Here is a 20,530-nt window from a genome sequence, read left to right as displayed (position 1 = left end):
TTTAAACCACTATTTCGCTATTATGGCACCTATTTTAGATACAAAAAAACCCGCTTTAGCGGGTTTTTTATTACATCGTAATACTGTTTATACTTAGAAGTAGAAACGAGTACCGAATACGATATTAGTTAGGCTGTTCTTAGCTTGCTCGCTTGAGTAAGAATCACTAGAGAAGATCTTATCAGTTGCGATGCTGTAGTTAACTTCAGAAGTGATAGCAACGTTAGGATTAATAAAGTATTTAACACCAGCAGAGAACTTAGCATTTGCGCCCCAGTTGCTGTCAGAACCTTGGTTGCTTAGAGATAGACCACCAACTTCAGCAGCAGCACCTACGTAAGGAACCCAGTTAGTAGAGTTCACGAAGTTGTACTCGGTGAATACACCTAGCTGACCACTAAGCTCATCATTAGCGTCTTGAGCACGAACAGTCGCAGTACCACCTACTTCCCAGTTATCTTTAACGAAAGTACCGTAAGTACCGTTAATATCTGCATGCCAGCCACTACCTAGTTTTGCGTTACCTTGTACACCGATCTCTTGAGTACCAGCAGGTAGTTGAACGGCGGCTTGTGCTGCAACAGGAGCTAATACAGATAGTGCCACTAGAAGGCTTAGTGCATTCTTTTTCATTATTTTTCCTAAATGTTTTTATTTTTAAACAAGTTGTCCACTTTAGTGCAATCCCTTTACTTAGTTAGGTTACTTAAATAGAGAAGTAACAATCCGTCTACGACACTTGTATCCATAAATCAGTGGCGACAAAATTAGCATGCAGTTTCATCCCTGTTAAATGAAACAACTTAATTAATTTTAAAATGAACACCATTCACAATTTATAAGAAAAAAGTTTAATTATTCAGTTGAACTCACCCACAAGAGCACAAAAAAACAACCAATCAGGTAAATAAAAAAGCATTGTTAAAAATAAAATAAAAATAAAATTCACAATATTGTGAATATTATTTATTTATCGACCAAATAATGACCACTAAAACTAACGTAAGAATCGTCTACCTTTTATTTATTGTTCTTTATTTTTATCACGTAGAGACTTCATCTATTTTTATTAATTAATGACCTTGAATTTAATCGCATAATGACAGCAACTTTTCTCTATTTATAAGAGAACAAGATCGCTTAAACACATATCAATAATGACAGTCCTTCCGGGTATTATGATTCAACAATCGCAGGTATACGTAATTGAAAATCAAAACGTCAACACTTGAAAAATTCTAAGTAGTTTAATCTATAGATACAAAAACGGAGCCAATGTGGCTCCGTTTGATATCAATAATACAATAAGACTATTTCGCACTTAGTACTCTGGCAGGTTGCAAACTACTTGCCCTACGAGCGGGATACCAAGTAGCAACAAGGCTGAGTATAATTGCTGTTATAGATACAATTAACACATCTTTATAGGCTAACTGAGTGGGTAGGAAATCAATAAAATAAATATCCCCCGATAAGAACCGGTGACCAATGATTTTTTCTATCACTCGAACTATATGAGTTAAGTTAACAGCAACTAAGCTACCAAATATTGACCCCATCACGCTACCTAACACACCAGATAATACGCCATGCCAAATAAAGATGGATTTCACTAAGCGATCACTTGCCCCCATGGTTCTTAAAATCGCGATATCAGAGGCCCGATCTTTTACTGCCATCATTAAGGTTGAAACGATGTTGAAACACGCAACCCCAATAACCAATACCATAACTAAATACATAATCGTACGGACTAACTGAATATCACGGTACATATAGCCGTATTGTTGTGTCCAACTTTTCAGATAAACATAGACAGGAAGCGTATTACCCACTTCTTTTACAATACGCTGCGCTTGTAGTACTTTATCCACTTTAATTTGAATACCTGAGACACCTTGCCCCATATCCATGTATTTTTGTGCATCAGCCATTGGCACTAGCGCCAATTTATGATCAATTTCTCCCCCAAGCGCTAAAATACCCGCTACTTGTAATCGAATTCGATGCGGAGCACGAAGCTGGGTCATTTCAGGATCGGCATCAGGGAGCAATGCGGTTAACCAGTCTCCCACTTTCACATTCAGGCTTTTAGCAACGCCTTGACCTAAAATGACTTCTTTTTTACCGGCAGTAAATTTGCTCCACGCATCATTTAAAACATAGTGCGGTAATTCACTGACTTTAAGTTGCTCTTGAGGGTTAACACCTCGAACACCAACAGCTTTTAACTTTGTGCCTTTTTCAAGTAACGCTGTGAATTCAACATAAGGCGCAGCCGCTGTCACATCCGGGTGTTTTTCTATTTGCTTAACTAGCGGCTGCCAATTATTTAAAGGAGGCTCAACCGCCTGTAACTCACCCTGTGGGATCACAGATAACACGCGGGTTTGTAGTTCACGTTCAAAACCATTCATTGCTGACAGACCAACAATGATCACCGCAACACCAACGGCAATACCTAACATCGATGACATTGAAATAAATGACACCATTCGGTTACGTTTTTTCGAACGATTAAAACGACTACCTATATATAAAGAAAGAGGGCGAAACATTAAGCCTCCACAACGACTTGAGATAACACGCCATCTTGCATATGCATACAACGGTCAAGTTTTGCCGCTAATTCACTATCATGGGTCACGACTAAAAATGCGGTACCTGATTCTGCATTTAATTTACGCATTAAATCATAAATTTCTAATGCCGTTTTATGATCAAGATTCCCCGTAGGTTCGTCAGCTAAAACAATAGAAGGATTGTTAACCAAGGCACGCGCAATGGCAACACGTTGACGTTCACCACCACTCAATTCCGAAGGGCGGTGCTCATAACGATGACTCAACCCCACTAAAGCCAGCATGTCTTGTGCACATGTACGCGCTTGACTGACACTTTTACCACCAATTAACAACGGCATAGCGACATTTTCAACGGCAGTAAAGTCCGCAAGTAAGTGGTGAAACTGGTATACAAAGCCAATTTCTTGATTACGAATTTTCGCTTGTTTGTTCGCACTTAAAATATCTAAGCGCTGCCCTTTAAAGAACACTTCTCCATCAGTGGGTTCATCTAAAGCTCCCAGAATGTGCAACAGTGTACTTTTCCCTGAGCCAGATGATCCCACAATGGCGACCAACTCATTGTCAGCAATCTCTAAATCAACTTGCTTTAAAACTTCTGTCTCAAACTGCCCTTCTTTATAGGTTTTACAAACTTGGTGACAAGATAACAACGCATTATTCATAACGAAGAGCCTCAGCAGGACGGACAGCGGCCGCACGATAAGAAGGAAAAATAGTCGCTAATAAACTCAAGCTTATAGCGCCTAAAATAACAAACATAATTTGCATCGGTTCAATCACGGTGGGTAACGTGCCACCGATCGATGCTAAATCGACACCCAATACAGAAATAATGGCATTAAGATAGTGCGCCACTAACGCGCCGAGTAAGCCACCTAATAAGGCACCGATAACACCACTACTTGCCCCTTGAACAATAAAAATCATCAAGACTTGGCGGTGAGTCATACCTTGGGTTTTTAATATTGCGACTTCTGATTGTTTCTCCATCACCACCATCACTAAAGCAGAAATGATGTTAAAAGCCGCCACACCTATGATCAAGCTAAGCATTAAGCCCATCATATTCTTTTCCATTTTTACTGCCTGGAACAGCTCACCGCGCTGCTCGCGCCAATCAGACCATGTCCAACCATTGGGTAATTTCAATTTAGCTAATTCAGGAACAACGAATGGATCATCAAGGTATAAACGCCAACCTGTCATTTGATCCTGTTTATAGCGTAATAAACGTCCAGCATCTGAAATATTGGTGTATACCAATTGGTTATCAACATCAGAGCCCGTGTCATAAATACCCGAAACTTCAAATTTTCGTTGGCTCGGCATACGACCAATTGGCGTAAATTGGCTTGCACTGGTCACCATCAGACGAATTTTATCGCCCGGTTGAACACCCAGTTCAACGGCCAACGCTTGGCCAATAACCACTTTAAAACTCCCAGGAGTAAGATCACTTAAGCTCCCCACCATCATATGACGAGAGATGGGATCATATTGATTAGGTTCAATACCAATCATCGTACCGGCAGCAATAGAGTTTGCACTTTGTATAATCGCTTCACCACGTGTGATCGCCGTTACACCAGTCACATGTGGCAATTGTTTTAATGCCTCAGGTGCGTTTTCTGATAACGGTACTCGTCCATCTGCACTCGATACGACGGCTTGCGGTAGAACACCTAAAATTCGACCTTTTAGCTGATCTTCAAAGCCGTTCATCACAGACATAACGGTAATTAACGCCATTACACCAATAGTAATACCGGCTGTAGACATATAAGAGACAAAGCGACTAAAGCGATCGCCTGAACGACCACGTAAATAACGTAAGCCAATATAAAAAGACACTGGATGAAACATAGGATTGAGAAACCACTCCTTTATTAGGTTGGTAAAGAATACTCGTTCACACCCTCAATTACCATCCGACATAGTAAATGTAATGTAAATTCAGTGACTAAATGATAAACACTTACGCCGCTTTTCTTGCCCTTGCATGATTGCTAAGTAATAATCAGTCCAATTAAATCAAGCTTTATATGCTGTGGCTGTCAGTTATGGCATCCGCTCCTATTATTAGTTTGAAATAGGATTTATTCACAGTGAGTGCGCTATGACACAACAAGATGAGTATTTTTCAGTCCAGCTAGGGCTTACTATTAACGTTGAACGTTTATCATCTAATGAAAGCGTACCTGATGAACAAGATTTCAATGCCGAAATCCCGCCTTTATTTCGTATTGCCAGCGAGTGTTCGACGTTAGAAGACAATGCCGATCGTTTATTCGCCAGTTTCAACAAAAATGAAACCCAAGCATTGATGGATTATCTTGCAGCACAAAACAGTAAAATTAATCTATTACTGTCTTATGTTTTATCGCAGCAAGATGATCCTACCTATCGTTTTACTACCTTAACTTTTGGCGCAAGTAACCTTAGTTTTACCAGTTCATCTTCCTATCCGGTTGGCACTAATGTTAGAGTGAAACTGTTTTTAGATTACCCAGCCGCTGCTATTTTTTGCTACGCTGAAGTCACCGAAAGTATTGCTAGCGATGAGCAATTTATCATTAAATTGCGTTATACCCGTTTGCTTGAAGATGATCGAGATTTGCTGATCCGCGCCGCTTTATATAGCCAGCAAAAACTTTTACGCCAACGTGCTCAACAACGACAATTAAATAATAACGATGAATAATAAACACTTACTTTCTATACCCTTACCTAGTAAGGCTGGCGATAACCGTTATATCGGTAATATCAAGGGGGCAGCCCTTGCACTGTCTTTTGCAGAAGTGGCCGCATCGCATAAAGGCCCAGTTCTTGCGGTGGTGCCTGATACCCAAACAGCCTTAAAACTTCAGCCAGAAATCACGCAATTTTGCGATGTCGAGGTAAACGTTTTTCCAGATTGGGAAACCTTGCCTTATGATAATTTCTCGCCACACCAAGATATTATTTCAGAACGTTTAGCGCGTTTATACAAAATGCCAAGCCAAAAGTCTGGCATTATTTTGGTGCCGATCAGTACCTTACTTCAGCGTCAAACCCCAAGAGAGTTTATCCACCAGCATGCTTTAATCGTAAAAGCTGGCGATCGAATGTCACTTGAAAAGCTGCGCTTACAGCTTGAAGTATCAGGTTATCGTCATGTTGATCAAGTGATGGAGCATGGCGAGTATGCCAGCCGAGGCTCGCTGCTTGATTTGTTCCCAATGGGGAGTCAATCACCTTACCGTATCGATTTTTTTGACGATGAAGTCGACTCTATTCGTCAATTTGATCCAGATAACCAACGCTCCACCGGTGAAATTGATAGTATCGATTTATTACCCGCGCATGAGTTCCCAACGGATGAAATCGCAGTTGAAAATTTCCGTATGCGCTGGCGTGAACGTTTTGAAGCTCGCCGAGAACCAGAATCTATTTATCAACAAGTCAGCAAACGTACATGGCCTGCAGGTATTGAATACTGGCAACCGCTGTTTTTCGATAAAACAGAAACCTTATTTGATTACTTACCTGATACTTCTTTGCTTATCACACTGGGTGATTTAGAGCCTGCCGTTAATAGCTTTTTAGCCGATGCTGAATACCGTTACGATCAACGCCGTGTTGATCCATTGCGTCCTTTACTTGAACCTAAAGAGCTATGGCTAACAAAAGATGAAATGTTCACAGGCTTTAAGAATCTGCCTCGTGTTCGTATTCAGTCGGAGCCTGTCGATAGCCAAAAAGCAGGCCGTTTTAATCCTGAATTAAAACCCGTACCAAGCATCACGATTAATCATCAACTTAAAGAGCCGTTTGCTGAACTCAGACGCTTTGATGAGCAATTCCAAGGCAAAGTCATTTTCTCTGTAGCCTCTGAAGGCCGCCGAGAAGCGCTGCTCGATCTATTAGCACGGATCAAAGTCCGTCCATTGGTTTGTAAAACCTTAGATGAAGCCCTTGATAACCCCACCAAACATAGCCTTGTTATTGGCTCGGCTGAAAATGGCTTTATTCTTGATGATCCTGCTGTTGCATTCTTGTGTGAAAGTGACTTACTTGGTGAGCGTATTGTTCAACGCCGTCGTCGCGATGATAAAAAAACCACGGTCAATGCCGATACGATTATCCGTAACCTTGCTGAACTGCAAGTGGGGCAACCTGTCGTTCACATTGATCACGGCATAGGCCGTTACCAAGGTTTACAAACCCTTGAAGCTGGCGGTATTAAAACCGAATATGTGACACTTGAATATCAAGGTGGCGCTAAACTCTATGTTCCTGTTGCATCACTGCATTTAATTAGTAGCTACTCAGGTGGTGCTGAAGATACCGCACCTATTCATAAATTAGGTGGCGAAGCATGGTCTAAGGCTCGCCGAAAAGCAGCAGAAAAAGTCCGTGATGTGGCGGCTGAATTACTGGATGTTTACGCTAAACGCGAATTAAAACCAGGCGTTAAATTTACCCTAGATCGTGAAGCATACGCTGAATTTAGCGCAGGTTTCCCTTATGAAGAAACCTACGATCAAGCCTTAGCAATTAACGCAGTTCTGTCTGATATGTGCCAAACCAAGGTCATGGATCGCCTTGTTTGTGGTGATGTGGGCTTTGGTAAAACTGAAGTCGCTATGCGTGCTGCATTTGTGGCTGTTGATAACAACAAACAGGTAACGGTGTTAGTGCCAACTACCCTATTGGCACAACAGCACTTTGAAAACTTCCGTGACCGCTTTGCTAATACGCCAGTGCGTGTCGAAGTGCTATCTCGATTTAAAACAGCGAAAGAGCAAAAACAAATTTTAGCGGATGTCGAAGAAGGTAAAATCGACATCTTAATTGGTACTCATAAGCTACTAAATAGCAGTGTAAACTACCATGATTTAGGCTTATTGATTGTCGATGAAGAGCATCGCTTTGGTGTGCGTCAGAAAGAACAAATCAAAGCGATTCGTGCCAATGTCGATATCTTAACCTTAACGGCAACACCGATCCCTCGTACCTTAAACATGGCAATGAGTGGGATGCGCGATCTTTCGATAATCGCCACACCACCAGCGCGTCGTTTAGCGATCAAAACATTTGTTCGCCAATCCGATGATGCTGTTATTCGTGAAGCTGTGTTACGTGAAATCAGCCGTGGTGGTCAGGTTTACTTCCTGCATAATGAAGTCGATAGCATTGAAAAAACGACCGAAGATTTAGCAAAGTTGATCCCTGAAGCCCGTATCACCTTTGCTCACGGGCAAATGCGTGAGCGTGAACTCGAAAAGATCATGGGCGATTTTTACCACCAGCGCTTCAATGTACTTGTGTGTACTACAATTATTGAAACTGGTATCGATGTCCCTACCGCTAATACCATTATTATGGATCGCGCTGATAATCTTGGCTTGGCTCAGTTACACCAGTTACGTGGTCGTGTTGGTCGTTCTCACCACCAAGCTTATGCTTACCTATTAACACCACATCCAAAGCGTATGACGAAAGATGCGGTGAAACGCCTTGAAGCCATTTCTTCCCTTGAAGATCTTGGTGCTGGCTTTACGTTAGCGACCCATGATTTAGAAATTCGTGGTGCTGGTGAATTACTTGGTGACGAACAGAGTGGTCAAATTCAATCGGTTGGCTTTAGCCTCTTTATGGAGATGTTAGAACAAGCCGTTGAGGCTCTAAAAGAAGGTAAAGAGCCTTCGCTAGATGATCTACTTAAACAACAAACAGAAGTTGAGTTACGTATTCCAGCGCTACTGCCTGATGACTACATCCCTGATATTAATACTCGTTTATCACTTTACAAACGCATCGCAAGTACTAGTGATGACAACGAGCTAAACGAAATTAAAGTTGAGCTAATTGACCGATTCGGCTTATTACCAGAAGCAGCATCGAACTTACTGACGGTAAACAGTGTCAAACTTAAAGCTGCAACGCTTGGCATCAAGAAAATCGAGAACGGTGAAAAAGGCGGCTATTTCGAATTTGATCAAAATGCAGCAATCAATCCAAGCTTCCTTGTTGGTTTACTGCAAACTCAGCCCAATGTTTTCAGAATGGAAGGCCCAACAAAACTGAAAATTATTGCTGAACAAAGTGATCGTAAAAAGCGAATAAAGTTCCTTGAAGATCTTCTTGAACAATTTCGTCAGCACATGGTGTAAGTAAACCATCCTCTAAGAGTACTGACCGAACAAGGTCAGTACTTTATATTTAGATACTCTCCGAATTTCGGCAGGATAGCTATGAAACTTGATTTCGAAATCTCTACGCCTCGGCTTATTCTTCGCCCATTTAAAAATGCTGATCTCAATGATTTTCTCGCAGCCGTACATGACTCAGTTAATGAACTAAGTCCATGGCTTGAATGGTGTGATAATCGCTTTGATCAACATGATGCCCATGAATGGATAAGCGCAAGTCGACTCAGCTGGCAAACCGATTTTAGCTATGAATTTGCCATCTTTAATCGCTTTGATGATGCGTTTATTGGAACGGTTTCTCTTAGTGCGATTATTCCTATGACCAACAGTGCAAATTTAGGCTATTGGATAAAAACAGGTTGTCATCGACAAGGATTTGCGACTGAGGCGAATATTGCAGCCGTACAATTTGCTTTTCAAATGCTAGGGCTAACACGCTTAGAAATCATTACGCATATCAATAATTATGCTAGCCAAAAAACAGCAAAAGCATGCAATGCTAAATTTGAATGTGAAGCGCGTAATCGTATTTATTATCATAATAAACCGCTTGATGGTCTTGTTTATTCGCTAGTACCAAGCGATTTATTCACTTAACCTAAAAAGCTGCATTTAAAATACACTTTATTATCACACATCAACATTTTCTTTGAGTCCTTCACTTATGCTTTATTCGTAAACAATATTGAAGGACAACTCCCCGATGAATACATATCACGCTCACGATATCCTTAATTTACTGATTGAATCTCAACAGCCGTACACAATAGAAACACTGAAAGAAAAAATTGCGAATAGCTACGGTGCTGATGCGACGTTTTACACCTGCAAGTTAAAAGATTTAACGATTGAACAATTGCTAGAATTTTTTGTTACTAAGAATAAAGTGACCATTACAGATGGCATCGTTACGGCTAACATTGCCAATATGTGTCACCATTAAACGATTAAGCACAACATTCTTTACAGTTTCATGCTGTTAGAAAAACGACACAGTGGTAAGATGCAAGAAATTCATTTGTAAGGAAACTATTGTGTCAAAAATTGTTATTGCCGTTATTGTTGCCGTATTACTCGCTTTTTTCCTTTATCGTTCATACAACAATAAGCAAGTTGCTGCTGAAAACATTAAGCAAGGTGAAGCTTTTCTTGCGGAAAATAAATTAAAAGAAGGCGTACAAACGACGCCTTCTGGTCTACAATATCTTGTTTTGCAAAAAGGAACAGGGACTGAACACCCTAAAGCGACAGATAGCGTAACAGTGCATTACCACGGTACTTTAATTAATGGCACCGTGTTTGATAGCTCAGTCGATCGTGGTGAAAAAATTTCTTTTCCACTTAACCGCGTGATCAAAGGTTGGACGGAAGGCTTACAACATATGGTTGTTGGTGAAAAAATGCGTTTCTTTATTCCAGCAAATCTTGCTTATGGTAATAACGGTGCAGGTAGCATTCCACCAGGCTCAGTGCTCATTTTTGATGTTGAGTTATTTAAAATCAACTAATAGAAAACAGATATAAACAAAAACGCCAGCAAAAATGCTGGCGTTTTTTATGTCATTAATTAAACCACTATCACTAACTTAGTGCAGCTTTAAACTTGGACGAAGTACACGGTTAATACGGCTTACTAACATAATAAGTCCTGTTTTAAACATGCCATGTAACGCCATTTGGTGCATACGGTATAGTGAGATATACACCATACGTGCTATGCGCCCTTCTACCATCATCGAACCTTTTGATAGGTTACCCATTAGGCTACCAACGGTTGAGAAACGGCTTAGCGACACTAACGAGCCATGATCGCTATACACATACGGCTTCTGCTCACGATCTGTGATTTTCGCAACGATGTTTGAGAAACAACGGCTTGCCATTTGGTGCGCCGCTTGCGCACGCGGTGGAACAAACGAACCATCTTCCTGCACACAAGACGCTAAATCACCAATCACATAAATATCATCATCACGGGTTGTTTGTAGCGTTGGTTTAACCACTAACTGATTAATACGGTTCGTTTCAAGCCCTGCAATATCTTTCATGAAATCAGGTGCTTTGATACCGGCAGCCCATACCATGATTTGTGCTGGAATATGATCGCCATCTTTTGTGGTTAAGCCTGTTTCATCAGCCTTAGTGACCATCGTACCAGTACGTACGGTTACACCCAATTTCGTTAGCTCACTGTGTGCCGCTTGAGAAATACGCGGTGGCAATGCCGGAAGAATACGATCGCCAGCTTCAACTAGGTTTACATTTAGACGAGAGCTATCTAAGTCACCGAAACCGTAGTTATGTAACTCTTGTACTGCATTGTGAAGCTCTGCTGATAATTCAACACCAGTAGCACCAGCACCAACAATTGCGATATCAACGGTCTTTTGATCTTTGTTTCCATGTAACTTCATGAATTGGTTGTTCATCTCTGTACGGAAACGGTGTGCTTGCTCTGGGCTATCAAGGAAAATACAGTGGTCACGCACACCCGGAGTATTAAAATCATTCGATGTAGAACCAATCGCTAACACAAGAATATCGTATTCTAATGTACGCTCAGGTACTAACAGCTCGTTTTGCTTATCAAATAATGCAGCAAGTGTGATCGTTTTATTTTCACGATCTATCGTTTCTAACGAGCCCATTTGAAAATCAAAGTGATGGTTTTTCGCATGTGCTCGATAACTAATAGCATCTACACCTGCATCTAATGAGCCTGTTGCTACTTCATGAAGTAATGGTTTCCACAAGTGACTTGCACGGCGATCCACTAGAGTAACCTCTGCACGGCCTTTACGACCAAGGGTACGTCCAAGCTTTGTCGCAAGCTCTAAACCACCCGCACCGCCTCCAACAACAATAATTCGAGTCAAAATCACTTCCTCTCTAATTTTATAAATTTTTTAAACTGACAAATACCTTATTGCATAGCAGACTGTTTGTTGTGGTCTGTTTTGCACGCAAAATGCTAGGCAAAAAGAGATCTGAAGCCAGTAAAGCCACATATGTGTAGGTAGACGGATCTATGATCCGTCTAAGGTATAGGAGGTAATATATTTCGTTATTATTGCGCTTTAAACGCTTTTATTGTTTGTAGATGTTGCGAGATCTTTTTAAACTTATGTGTTTCATTTTCGTCCCACACTATATCATAAAATTGATCTAGCTCATCTTTTGTAGCTTGATTATCTAATACTTCGTCATTAGTTGAAAGTATGCAAAGACAATTACCTGCATTTTTTTTACGAAAACCTTCAACGCATTTCGTCATAATGTCAGTATATTCTTCTGGACGATCAATACGTCCTTCCATGTTATTTTCAGGATGAAGGTTTGGGTTAAAAATGACTTGTTTAATACCGCATAAGAAGCCAATTCTTTCAGCCCAATAGCCCCCCAACCCAACCCCACAGATCAGTGGCGTTGTATCTTTATTCTCGTCTACTAACTTATGAACTTCTTTTAGTAAATGCTGCATATCATGCTTTGGATGCAGGGTACTGTAATTTACAAAGCGGATATCAGAATCGATAAACTGTAACTGTAATACCTTTTCATGATTACCAGGGCTTGTTGAATCAAAGCCATGTAGATAAATAATCATATCAATTCCCTCTCGCTTAATTTTAAAATCATCCGTGCCCTTGTATAGGACGCTATAAATCTACCACTTTCTATATGGTTTAACAGGATAATAATGAAAACTATGATCTTCTTTGCAAACTATGAGCATTGATAAAAAGCGTTCAGCACTACTTCTTTTGAATTAATGTCGCGATATCTTTTCTAAGTGATGTGAGTTCACCTTGTAAATGGCGTAACTGCTGTGGGCTTAAACTCTCGTTTAACTGCTTCATGATGACAAAACGCTGGCTTAAATACTCATCGAGTTGAGTTTGATAGACCGCATTTTTAAGAGAAAGAATATTTTTCACTTGTTGTTCGACACGCAATGAAAACTGCGCATTATTACGTTGTTTCAGTATCCTCTTTAATTGTGACAAGTTATCTGTCGCTATATTTTGAAAAATTGTGGATTGCTGTAATTGCAGTTGCGCTAAGCTTAGGATCAACTGCTTTTGTTGCTTCGTTAGACGTCCAATCCACTTTTGGGCTTTATCTTCAAGCTCATCATAGCGATCTTCAAGGCGTTGTTTTGGACTTTTCGATAAACGCTCTTCCCGTCGCTCAATTATCTCTTTTTCAATCGCTTGTAAACTGGCTGCAATTTGTGAAGGGCTCATTGTTTTAACAACATCAATGATAGGTGATACAAAAACCAGAACTGATGCTTCGCCTGCTTGCGTAAAACGCTGATGATAATTGGCGATTTGTTCTGCTGTTAACGGTTTTTTAAGATCTATTTGTAAGGCAGAAATCAACTTATGAAATACGGCTAATTGTTGCTGTCGATGTTGTGCAAGTGCAGTTTCAAGACCTTGCTCTAACTCACCCTGTTGTTGAGAGTCCAAATCAAGATAATCTGATAAGTAATAATCAATCCAGAAATCCAATGAATTGTATACCAATTTAAATGTGCAACCAGATAACACCACACAAATAAAGATTATGCTTATCGTTCTTTTCAACATCAGTACGTCTCCTTGTACAAACGTTTCACACTTACTATAACGTCTCTATGTAACCAATTGTTTTAGCTTGAGCTCTAATTGTTTAGCTTGCTGTAAATAGTCATCATCATGCCAAACTTGATAACCCACCAAATACCACAGTAATGCTAGGTACTCACACCAAGGCTGCCAGTAATTTACCGCCTCTAACCATTCATCAGTAGATACCAAGGTGATATCGGACGCCTCTCTTGCCACACAATAATCTTTCACTGCTTTTTCAGGGCTAAGTGCATTAGCTAATATCGTCATGGTTAAATCAAGAGAAGGATCGCCTGCACTGGCATATTCCCAATCGATAACTTTAGCGTTCATCACATCAACTAACCGGTCACTGTCATTAGGGACAATAATATTGTAACGCCCTAAATCAAAATGACAGCAGGTATCAGGAAAGTAGTGATTAATATTCTGATTATCAAAATAATGATAAATAGATAGTAATTGTTTTGATTTTAAATTAGCAGCAATCGTTTGCCAGTAATGCTCAATACGTTGCTTAATATCTAATCGATGGGTAGGAAGCGGTAAAGCATGAATACGCGCTTGAAGTTGACACAGTTGCTGATTGGTAAATCGTTGATCTGCTTGTTCGCCTTCAAGCCAATCTACAATTAATACTTGTTCATTATTATTTAGATTAATGTCTAACAATGCATAGGGTTTTGGCGCTAATTTAGAACCGTCAATTAAACGTAATAACTGATATTCATGCGTTCGATTAATACCAAAAGCTTGAGCCGTGCTCGTTAATGGTCGCCACACGTAATGGGAAGATTGATTATTTGAAGGATGGTACAGGAATAATTTCCAACAGCGATTGGTTAAACCGCCCGCTAATGGGCTCGCTGTTAGAAATTGTACATCGGGTAACAAAGACAATAATGTGGGATCAAAACTCTCGTTATCTTTCATTATAATTTCAACATTGCTACCCGATTATTTAGGCTAAATTACCAACCTTGAGAATCTGATTCACTCTTAGGCGCTAAACCTGAATCAGCCCACTCAATTGAACCTGAGTTTGTATCCATCAAACGCATGGTCATTTTATAGAAAGGGACATTCTGACCATCTTCACGCTTGCTCGTATTGGTTACATGACCATACAGCATGTATTGCGCACCTGTCATTTTAGCAAATTGAATCGCAGTACCTTGATTAACAAAACGATCATTCTCACTAAAGTTCATTTGTTTACGCACCGCATCAACGCGAGACTTATCGACTAAGTTAAATTTACCTGAACGTGAAATTTTAGACTTAATTGTGTTAGTAAGCGACTTAGTATCAACATGTCCACTGGTATTGTTTTGAATATTATCAACAATCACAATCGGATGCTTACCGCCTGCTGTAATTGAAGATACAGCCGGTGATGACAACATCTTTGTTGTTAAGTCCGATGCCGTGTTATCAAGATCATTAGAGCCAAAATTTACCGATGGAGTTTCAGGTAAATGCGAATTCACATAATCGACAGTTTGGGCACAACCACCTAATAATGAAGATGCCGCTAATAATGCAAGAACGCTTTTTTTCATTGTTTTACCTTAACAATATTTTATATTAAATCAGTATACTGCTCGACGAACGTAAATACGATATTGGGTAGCTTCAACTTTATCAGCAATACCTTGTAATATTACTTTACCGTTGCCAGCCAACGCAACGGAATGCCATGGTGCCGCACTACCACTGATCTCTAAACCTTGGCCATCATACCAATAAATACGGTATTGCAAGTTCAGATCTGTGTTAACTTTGTTTATTGCCTCAACAGAGGCTTGCATTAAACCATTAACTTTCGTTATATGAGCGTCTTTAAAAACTAAGCTACGTGCAAGAAAAGCGTTACCAATAACGACATTTTGATTGCTGTTTTCGATACTAATACCAGCATGATCACTGCTACATCCAGTGATAATTAATGCTAAAAATAATGCCATTACATACTTCATTACATGCCTCTTAATAGCGTGACAATCAAATTTCTAAGTAACATTATAAGAAACTCATTTATGATCGTGCGTTTAGCTATGACCCACAAGTTCTTACTAATAAATCTAATATCGGCATTTACCGTTACATAGCAACGCGTTAGATTTTAATGTTAGTAAGCGACGATTACCAATAAAGTAATAGATAAGCTATCTGATATAATCAATTTATCGCAATAAAAAAGCCTGAATATCACACCACTTATCGTATACCCAACGAGAAGATTAAAGATACTCAAGCTTTGTGTCTATCTGGGGATAATTATTATCCATTACATAACGTTATCAGCACGTCATGACTAGCCAACTAGCATTGGCCCTAAAGGACGCCCACCTAATAGGTGCATGTGAATATGGTAAACTTCTTGTCCACCATAAGGATTACAATTGACGATCAAACGGTAACCGTCTTCTGCCACGCCTTCCTTTTCTGCTAATTTACGCGCAACAGTAAACATACGCCCCATCATCAACTCATCATCGGCTTCCACATCATTGACTGTTGGGATCAATTTATTTGGAATAATTAAGATATGGCTTGGCGCACGAGGATTGATATCACGAAATGCTGTGACTAAGTCATCTTGATACAAAATATCAGTTGGAATTTCTTTACGAATAATTTTACTGAAGATAGTTTCTTCCGCCATTTCTGACTCCATCAACTCATTGTTATTTGTTTAGTTAGTGAGTATGCGTCAGTCAACTCTATTGCGCAATATTGAACGTTGTTTTAAAGATTTAATAGAGAAAAAATTTCACGTTTTCGTGTTTTTTTGATGCAGCGATCAAACAATTGAAGCCTAAACAAATTTATCTATCAAGACTCAAGCAGAACTGACGATAGTATAGGTTAGAGTTAATTTGATAATTCGATTCGCAAATTTAGCATTGATTGCGAAATAAAGGGTTACCCCATTATCAAATTACATTTATGACTAATAGGTCAGCATTATGATGACACTGACCCTTTGCTAAATATAGGGATATTATGAAGAAATCTAGCCAAACTTCGGTCATACGTCGTATGTACTCCGGTTTTGTGGTTATGGTTGCATTGTTTGTTTTAACCATTGTGCTCATGCTTGATGGAACAAACCGTATCCATAATCAGTTAACAACAGTAACAACAGACGCACTTCCTTTAGTCTCTATATCAAATAAAGTCAGTGTTAAACTTCTTGCCGCCGACAAATCTTTTAAAGACTTTCTAACCAGTCAAGATCCTGCTGCAATGAAAACCTATGAAGCCGACTTTCGTAAAGCAACAAGAGAGTTCGCCTCTGCGCGTAAAGAGCTTGTAGCCATTGCCGAAAGTAATCCAGAATTAACGTCTTACATTAAAGCGCTAACCGAATTAGAACAGCGTTACTTCAGCGAAGCTCAAACCGCGATGGGTAATTATCGCGCGCAAATGTTAGCCGGTGATGAGCGCCAACAATCAGCGCGACGCTTTCAGCGTTTGCAAGCTGAACTCAGCATTGGTATGAAAGAATACATTAATGAGCAAGATAATATGGCTGTTAAGATGATGGCTAAAAATTTCTTTGTGAAGTTAAAAGAAACAGAAACCATTACTTCTGATGCCCTTGCCACTGACGATATCAGTAAGATTAAAGCCGCAATAAAAGCGAATAAACGCAGTGTAAACCATCTTGCCAACGCATTTCGTAGCTTAACAACCCTACTTTCAGGCTTAAAAGAAACATTCGGTAAATCCGTTACTCAATACACGTTAGATATCGGTAAAAAAGGCGGTGTGCTTGATCAACACTATGAATTCATTGAAGCGAAAACGCGCCTTTATGACAACATTGCCACGCTAACTAAAGAAGTGAATCAAGCACTATCGATTCTTGAGCAATTTAATCAGCAAGCGACCAATCAAATGGATCAAGCGATTGCAACAGCTGATGACACTTACAATCAAGGCATAACCAAAGCTGTTGGTATTGCGATTGTGGTTATTTTATTAGCCATTTCTATCGGTTGGTATTTAGCGCGAAGTGTTCGTCGTCCACTGGTTTCTATGCTAAAAACGCTTGAATCATTAACTGATGGTGATATGACACAGCGTACAGAAAGCAGCCAATTCATTGAGTTTAATAAATTAAGTCATCACATCAATACGTTAGCTGGCAATCTTCAACAAATTTTAAGTCAATTAAGCAAAGCATCTGAAGATCTCACTCAAGTTGCGGCAGAAAACCAAAGTACAACTGCACAAGCAAAACAGCGACTCAATGAACAACGAGAGCAAACTGTTTCTGTGGCAACAGCAATGACAGAGATGGAACACTCAGTTACTGATGTATCGCAAAGTGCACAGAACACCATGGAACGTGTTCATGAGGTAGAACGTGCATCAGCAACAGGTCGTGAAGTGATGAGTAAAAATATTAATATTGCCCATCAGCTTTCAACTCGTTTAGATGACTCTGTAACAGCCGTTGCTGATCTTCAACAAATGAGCAGTAATATTGGTTCTATTTTGGATGTTATTCGTAATATTGCCGACCAAACTAACCTACTTGCACTCAATGCCGCCATTGAAGCAGCCCGTGCTGGCGATCAAGGACGAGGCTTTGCCGTTGTTGCCGATGAGGTTCGTGTTCTCGCTAAACGTACCACCGACTCTACCTCTGAGATTGAAGCGATGATCCAAAACCTTCAAGGTAGCTCAGGTCAAGCGATGGAAATGATGCAAAGCTGTGTAACAGAAATGGATAACAGTATTAATCAAGCATCAGATGCCAATAGCGCAATGGAAGAGATCCAAGCGATTATCATTGAAATTAGTCAAATGAGTAGTCAAATTGCACAATCAGCGGAAGAGCAGCGGACGACGACTACCGACATTGCCCGTAGTTTAGAGGATATTAGTCATATTGCTGATACGAACTACAATGCAATGGAAGAAATGGCAGAAGCCAGTACCATGTTAGATAGCTTAGCCACTGAACAAAATAAACTCGTTCATAAATTTAAACTGTAATTTAAGCTAAGCAAGTAAATGAAGCCGATCATCAGATCGGCTTTTTTGTTTTAGCGAAAAATTTACATTTAGGTTTCACTGAAATGAACATAGCGGCCAATACAATCAATCCCGCCCCCACCCATTGAAGCTGTTCAAATCGTTCTCCTAACCACCAATGTGCAAACAAACCACCAAATACAGGCTCTAATCCCAATAAAAAAGAGACTTGGGTTGGGCTTGTATGCTTCACCCCATAGTTTTGAAAGTAAAAAGCAAACAAGGTACAAAAAATAACAAGGTAGCCAATATACAACCAAAACTCTGGCGCGCTAGGTATGATGAATTGTTCTACAGGGACAGTGAAAACCAATAAGCTAATACAAACAACGGTGACCACTGATAATTGGATAAATGTTGCCACCATAGGATCGCAATGTTGTTGATTCATTTTCTTTTTAGTTGTCACCACAAAAGCGGCACGCCCCAGTGCTGCGATCAAAATGAGAATATTACCGATATTAAACGTTACCGCATTCAGGCTATCTCCTACTAATAACCACACACCAGCAATCGCAATGCATCCGGCAAATAAATCTGTAACCGCAAGTTTATGACGATTAAGCAATGCATCAACAGCAGGCGTAAAGATAATAAATAGGCTAATAAGAAAAGCAGCATTTGAAGCCGTCGTGTGTTTTAGACCATAAGTTTCGGCCAAATAAATAATACTTAATATTCCTCCAGTTGGTGCTAATTGCAGCCAAACCTGTTTATTTAGTTTCTTGCTGACTAGGGGAAATATCACTAAAAGTGTGCAACAAAAACGAATCGCCAAAAACATCAAAACACCAGTATAAAGCATAGATTCTTTTGCCACACCAAAACTGGTTCCCCAAAAAACTGCGGCAGCTAGCACACCTATTGTTGCTATTAATGAAGTATTTAAAAATACACTTTTATTCTGCTCGACCTGTTCCATTCACACACATCCTTTCTTACACGGTTTTAGTCACTGTTCTTGTAAGATTGAATGGTATATGTTTGACTTGATGTTGATAATACCGCCAATAAGCAAAGGATTTGTGACTGATGGACAAAAATAAAATTATTCAACTTCTTCCTGATATTGCAGCCTTTGTCACGGTTGTAGAGTCAGAAAGCTTTAGTCATGCCGCGAAAAAATTGGGAATGACACCATCAGGCGTGAGTCGGCAAATAAGCCGCCTAGAAAAAGAGCTTCAAGTACAACTGATCAAACGCAGTACTCGTAGCCAGTCACTTACCATTGCAGGGCAAGAAGCTTACCAATATGGTAAAAATATCCTTCAGCAAGCCCAAGATGTAGTAAATATAGCCAGCAAGCAAAAGCAAGATATTGAAGGGATACTCACCATTGCCTCACCGAAAGCGTTTTGTCGTCAGGTACTTCAACCTCTATTACTGGAATTTGTTGACACTTATCCAAAGCTACAACTAAAAATCCAAGTTACAGACAAACCAATCGATCCGCTCTATCACGACGTAGATGTCGTCTTTAGGTTAACCAACGAGCCTCAAAATAACCTAGTGGCCAAACAGTTAGCCACTAACGATCTGGTATTATGTGCAAGCCCGTATTATCTCGAAAAGAAAGGTACACCAACACACCCTAAGCAATTAGCCCAGCATGATTGTATCTATCTAGGCGAAACAAATACTGACAACCAATGGCGGTTTAAATCTGAAAATGAAGAGCTGAAAGTGACAGTGAATGGGCGTTATATTGTTAACCATACAGAGATGCGTTTAGAAGCCGCATTAAATCACTTTGGTATTGCGGTATTACCTGCATTCGTCGCGCAAAAAGCTTTGCAATCAAAAGCCCTTACTGCGGTACTTAACGATTGGACACTTCTTGATAATTACCAAGGTACTGTGTTCATGCAATACCTGCCTAATATCAATATGCCTTATCGCCAACGTGTGTTTATTGATTTTATTAGCGAAAGGTTTTCGTCTGATTTAAGAAAAAAGCTTACCAATTGCAATTAATTGCTTGTAAGTGTTTTTTATCTCTTGTAAGTTGAGCTTAGCGTTCAATAAACAGGCAACACTATGATTTATTCAACTATTTTCACTTGTTACATTTGGCTCCTCA

19 protein-coding genes are annotated in these 20,530 nt (G+C 39.9%); 7 read left to right on the top strand and 12 right to left on the bottom strand.

The window, feature by feature from the left end; genetic code table 11:
• Nucleotides 1–93: 93 nt before the first annotated feature.
• The 4 genes from C9J42_RS02395 to lolC all read right to left on the bottom strand — a co-directional run bounded on the left by C9J42_RS02395 (nucleotide 94) and on the right by lolC (nucleotide 4,451).
• Entirely contained in the window at nucleotides 94–633 is a 540-nt protein-coding gene (locus C9J42_RS02395; RefSeq protein WP_107245440.1) for an outer membrane beta-barrel protein, read from the bottom strand.
• Between the two features lie 677 nt (nucleotides 634–1,310).
• Nucleotides 1,311–2,558, bottom strand: coding sequence for a lipoprotein-releasing ABC transporter permease subunit LolE (gene lolE, locus C9J42_RS02390; protein WP_107205747.1), 1,248 nt, complete (start codon nucleotides 2,556–2,558; stop codon nucleotides 1,311–1,313).
• The gene (lolD, locus tag C9J42_RS02385) at nucleotides 2,558–3,250 is read right to left on the bottom strand and encodes a lipoprotein-releasing ABC transporter ATP-binding protein LolD (RefSeq protein WP_107205746.1); all 693 of its coding nucleotides are present in this window, start codon (nucleotides 3,248–3,250) and stop codon (nucleotides 2,558–2,560) included. Before lolD ends, lolE begins: the two co-directional genes overlap by 1 nt.
• Nucleotides 3,243–4,451: a lipoprotein-releasing ABC transporter permease subunit LolC gene (gene lolC, locus C9J42_RS02380; RefSeq protein WP_107205745.1), complete on the bottom strand. Its 1,209-nt coding sequence runs from the start codon at nucleotides 4,449–4,451 to the stop codon at nucleotides 3,243–3,245. Before lolC ends, lolD begins: the two co-directional genes overlap by 8 nt.
• Before the next feature lie 253 nt (nucleotides 4,452–4,704).
• Between lolC and C9J42_RS02375 the strand changes: the two genes are divergently transcribed.
• The 5 genes from C9J42_RS02375 (at nucleotide 4,705) to C9J42_RS02355 (ending at nucleotide 10,290) form a co-directional block, all read left to right on the top strand.
• A complete protein-coding gene (locus tag C9J42_RS02375) occupies nucleotides 4,705–5,289 on the top strand; it encodes a PilZ domain-containing protein (RefSeq protein ID WP_107205744.1) in 585 nt (194 codons plus the stop codon).
• A complete protein-coding gene (gene mfd, locus C9J42_RS02370; protein ID WP_107301614.1) occupies nucleotides 5,282–8,743 on the top strand; it encodes a transcription-repair coupling factor in 3,462 nt (1,153 codons plus the stop codon). Before C9J42_RS02375 ends, mfd begins: the two co-directional genes overlap by 8 nt.
• 81 nt (nucleotides 8,744–8,824) lie before the next feature.
• Nucleotides 8,825–9,379, top strand: coding sequence for a GNAT family N-acetyltransferase (locus C9J42_RS02365; RefSeq protein WP_107205742.1), 555 nt, complete (start codon nucleotides 8,825–8,827; stop codon nucleotides 9,377–9,379).
• 106 nt (nucleotides 9,380–9,485) lie between these two features.
• Nucleotides 9,486–9,725 (top strand): YecH family metal-binding protein, encoded by a 240-nt coding sequence (locus tag C9J42_RS02360; RefSeq protein ID WP_107287007.1) that lies wholly within the window; start codon nucleotides 9,486–9,488, stop codon nucleotides 9,723–9,725.
• A gap of 91 nt (nucleotides 9,726–9,816) precedes the next feature.
• Nucleotides 9,817–10,290: an FKBP-type peptidyl-prolyl cis-trans isomerase gene (locus tag C9J42_RS02355; protein WP_005367112.1), complete on the top strand. Its 474-nt coding sequence runs from the start codon at nucleotides 9,817–9,819 to the stop codon at nucleotides 10,288–10,290.
• A 78-nt stretch (nucleotides 10,291–10,368) separates the two neighbouring features.
• On the opposite strand, the gene C9J42_RS02350 is transcribed toward C9J42_RS02355, so the two are convergent.
• From C9J42_RS02350 to hinT, 7 genes are all read right to left on the bottom strand, one after another.
• Nucleotides 10,369–11,658 (bottom strand): NAD(P)/FAD-dependent oxidoreductase, encoded by a 1,290-nt coding sequence (locus C9J42_RS02350; protein ID WP_107205740.1) that lies wholly within the window; start codon nucleotides 11,656–11,658, stop codon nucleotides 10,369–10,371.
• 191 nt (nucleotides 11,659–11,849) lie between these two features.
• A complete protein-coding gene (gene ycfP / locus C9J42_RS02345; RefSeq protein WP_107205739.1) occupies nucleotides 11,850–12,389 on the bottom strand; it encodes an alpha/beta hydrolase YcfP in 540 nt (179 codons plus the stop codon).
• Between the two features lie 148 nt (nucleotides 12,390–12,537).
• Complete coding sequence (locus C9J42_RS02340; protein ID WP_107287008.1) at nucleotides 12,538–13,377, bottom strand: DUF6279 family lipoprotein; 840 nt, start codon at nucleotides 13,375–13,377, stop codon at nucleotides 12,538–12,540.
• A gap of 45 nt (nucleotides 13,378–13,422) precedes the next feature.
• Entirely contained in the window at nucleotides 13,423–14,331 is a 909-nt protein-coding gene (locus C9J42_RS02335) for a phosphotransferase (RefSeq protein WP_107301613.1), read from the bottom strand.
• A gap of 38 nt (nucleotides 14,332–14,369) precedes the next feature.
• Nucleotides 14,370–14,960 (bottom strand): penicillin-binding protein activator LpoB, encoded by a 591-nt coding sequence (lpoB, locus tag C9J42_RS02330; RefSeq protein WP_107205736.1) that lies wholly within the window; start codon nucleotides 14,958–14,960, stop codon nucleotides 14,370–14,372.
• 30 nt (nucleotides 14,961–14,990) lie between these two features.
• A complete protein-coding gene (locus tag C9J42_RS02325) occupies nucleotides 14,991–15,377 on the bottom strand; it encodes a YcfL family protein (protein WP_107205735.1) in 387 nt (128 codons plus the stop codon).
• Nucleotides 15,378–15,715: 338 nt separating this feature from the next.
• Nucleotides 15,716–16,066 (bottom strand): purine nucleoside phosphoramidase, encoded by a 351-nt coding sequence (gene hinT / locus C9J42_RS02320; protein WP_005367093.1) that lies wholly within the window; start codon nucleotides 16,064–16,066, stop codon nucleotides 15,716–15,718.
• Nucleotides 16,067–16,443: 377 nt separating this feature from the next.
• Between hinT and C9J42_RS02315 the strand changes: the two genes are divergently transcribed.
• Nucleotides 16,444–18,411: a methyl-accepting chemotaxis protein gene (locus tag C9J42_RS02315; protein ID WP_107205930.1), complete on the top strand. Its 1,968-nt coding sequence runs from the start codon at nucleotides 16,444–16,446 to the stop codon at nucleotides 18,409–18,411.
• Between the two features lie 31 nt (nucleotides 18,412–18,442).
• Here the strand turns inward: C9J42_RS02315 and C9J42_RS02310 are convergent, their stop codons facing one another.
• Nucleotides 18,443–19,372, bottom strand: coding sequence for a DMT family transporter (locus tag C9J42_RS02310; protein WP_107205734.1), 930 nt, complete (start codon nucleotides 19,370–19,372; stop codon nucleotides 18,443–18,445).
• Between the two features lie 110 nt (nucleotides 19,373–19,482).
• On the opposite strand from C9J42_RS02310, the gene C9J42_RS02305 reads away from it, so the two are divergent.
• Nucleotides 19,483–20,424 (top strand): LysR family transcriptional regulator, encoded by a 942-nt coding sequence (locus tag C9J42_RS02305; RefSeq protein ID WP_107287010.1) that lies wholly within the window; start codon nucleotides 19,483–19,485, stop codon nucleotides 20,422–20,424.
• Nucleotides 20,425–20,530 lie beyond the last annotated feature (106 nt).

Origin of the sequence: Photobacterium sp. GB-56, assembly GCF_003026105.1 — a bacterium.
GTDB lineage: Bacteria > Pseudomonadota > Gammaproteobacteria > Enterobacterales > Vibrionaceae > Photobacterium.
This window is presented reverse-complemented; position numbering and strand designations above follow the sequence as displayed.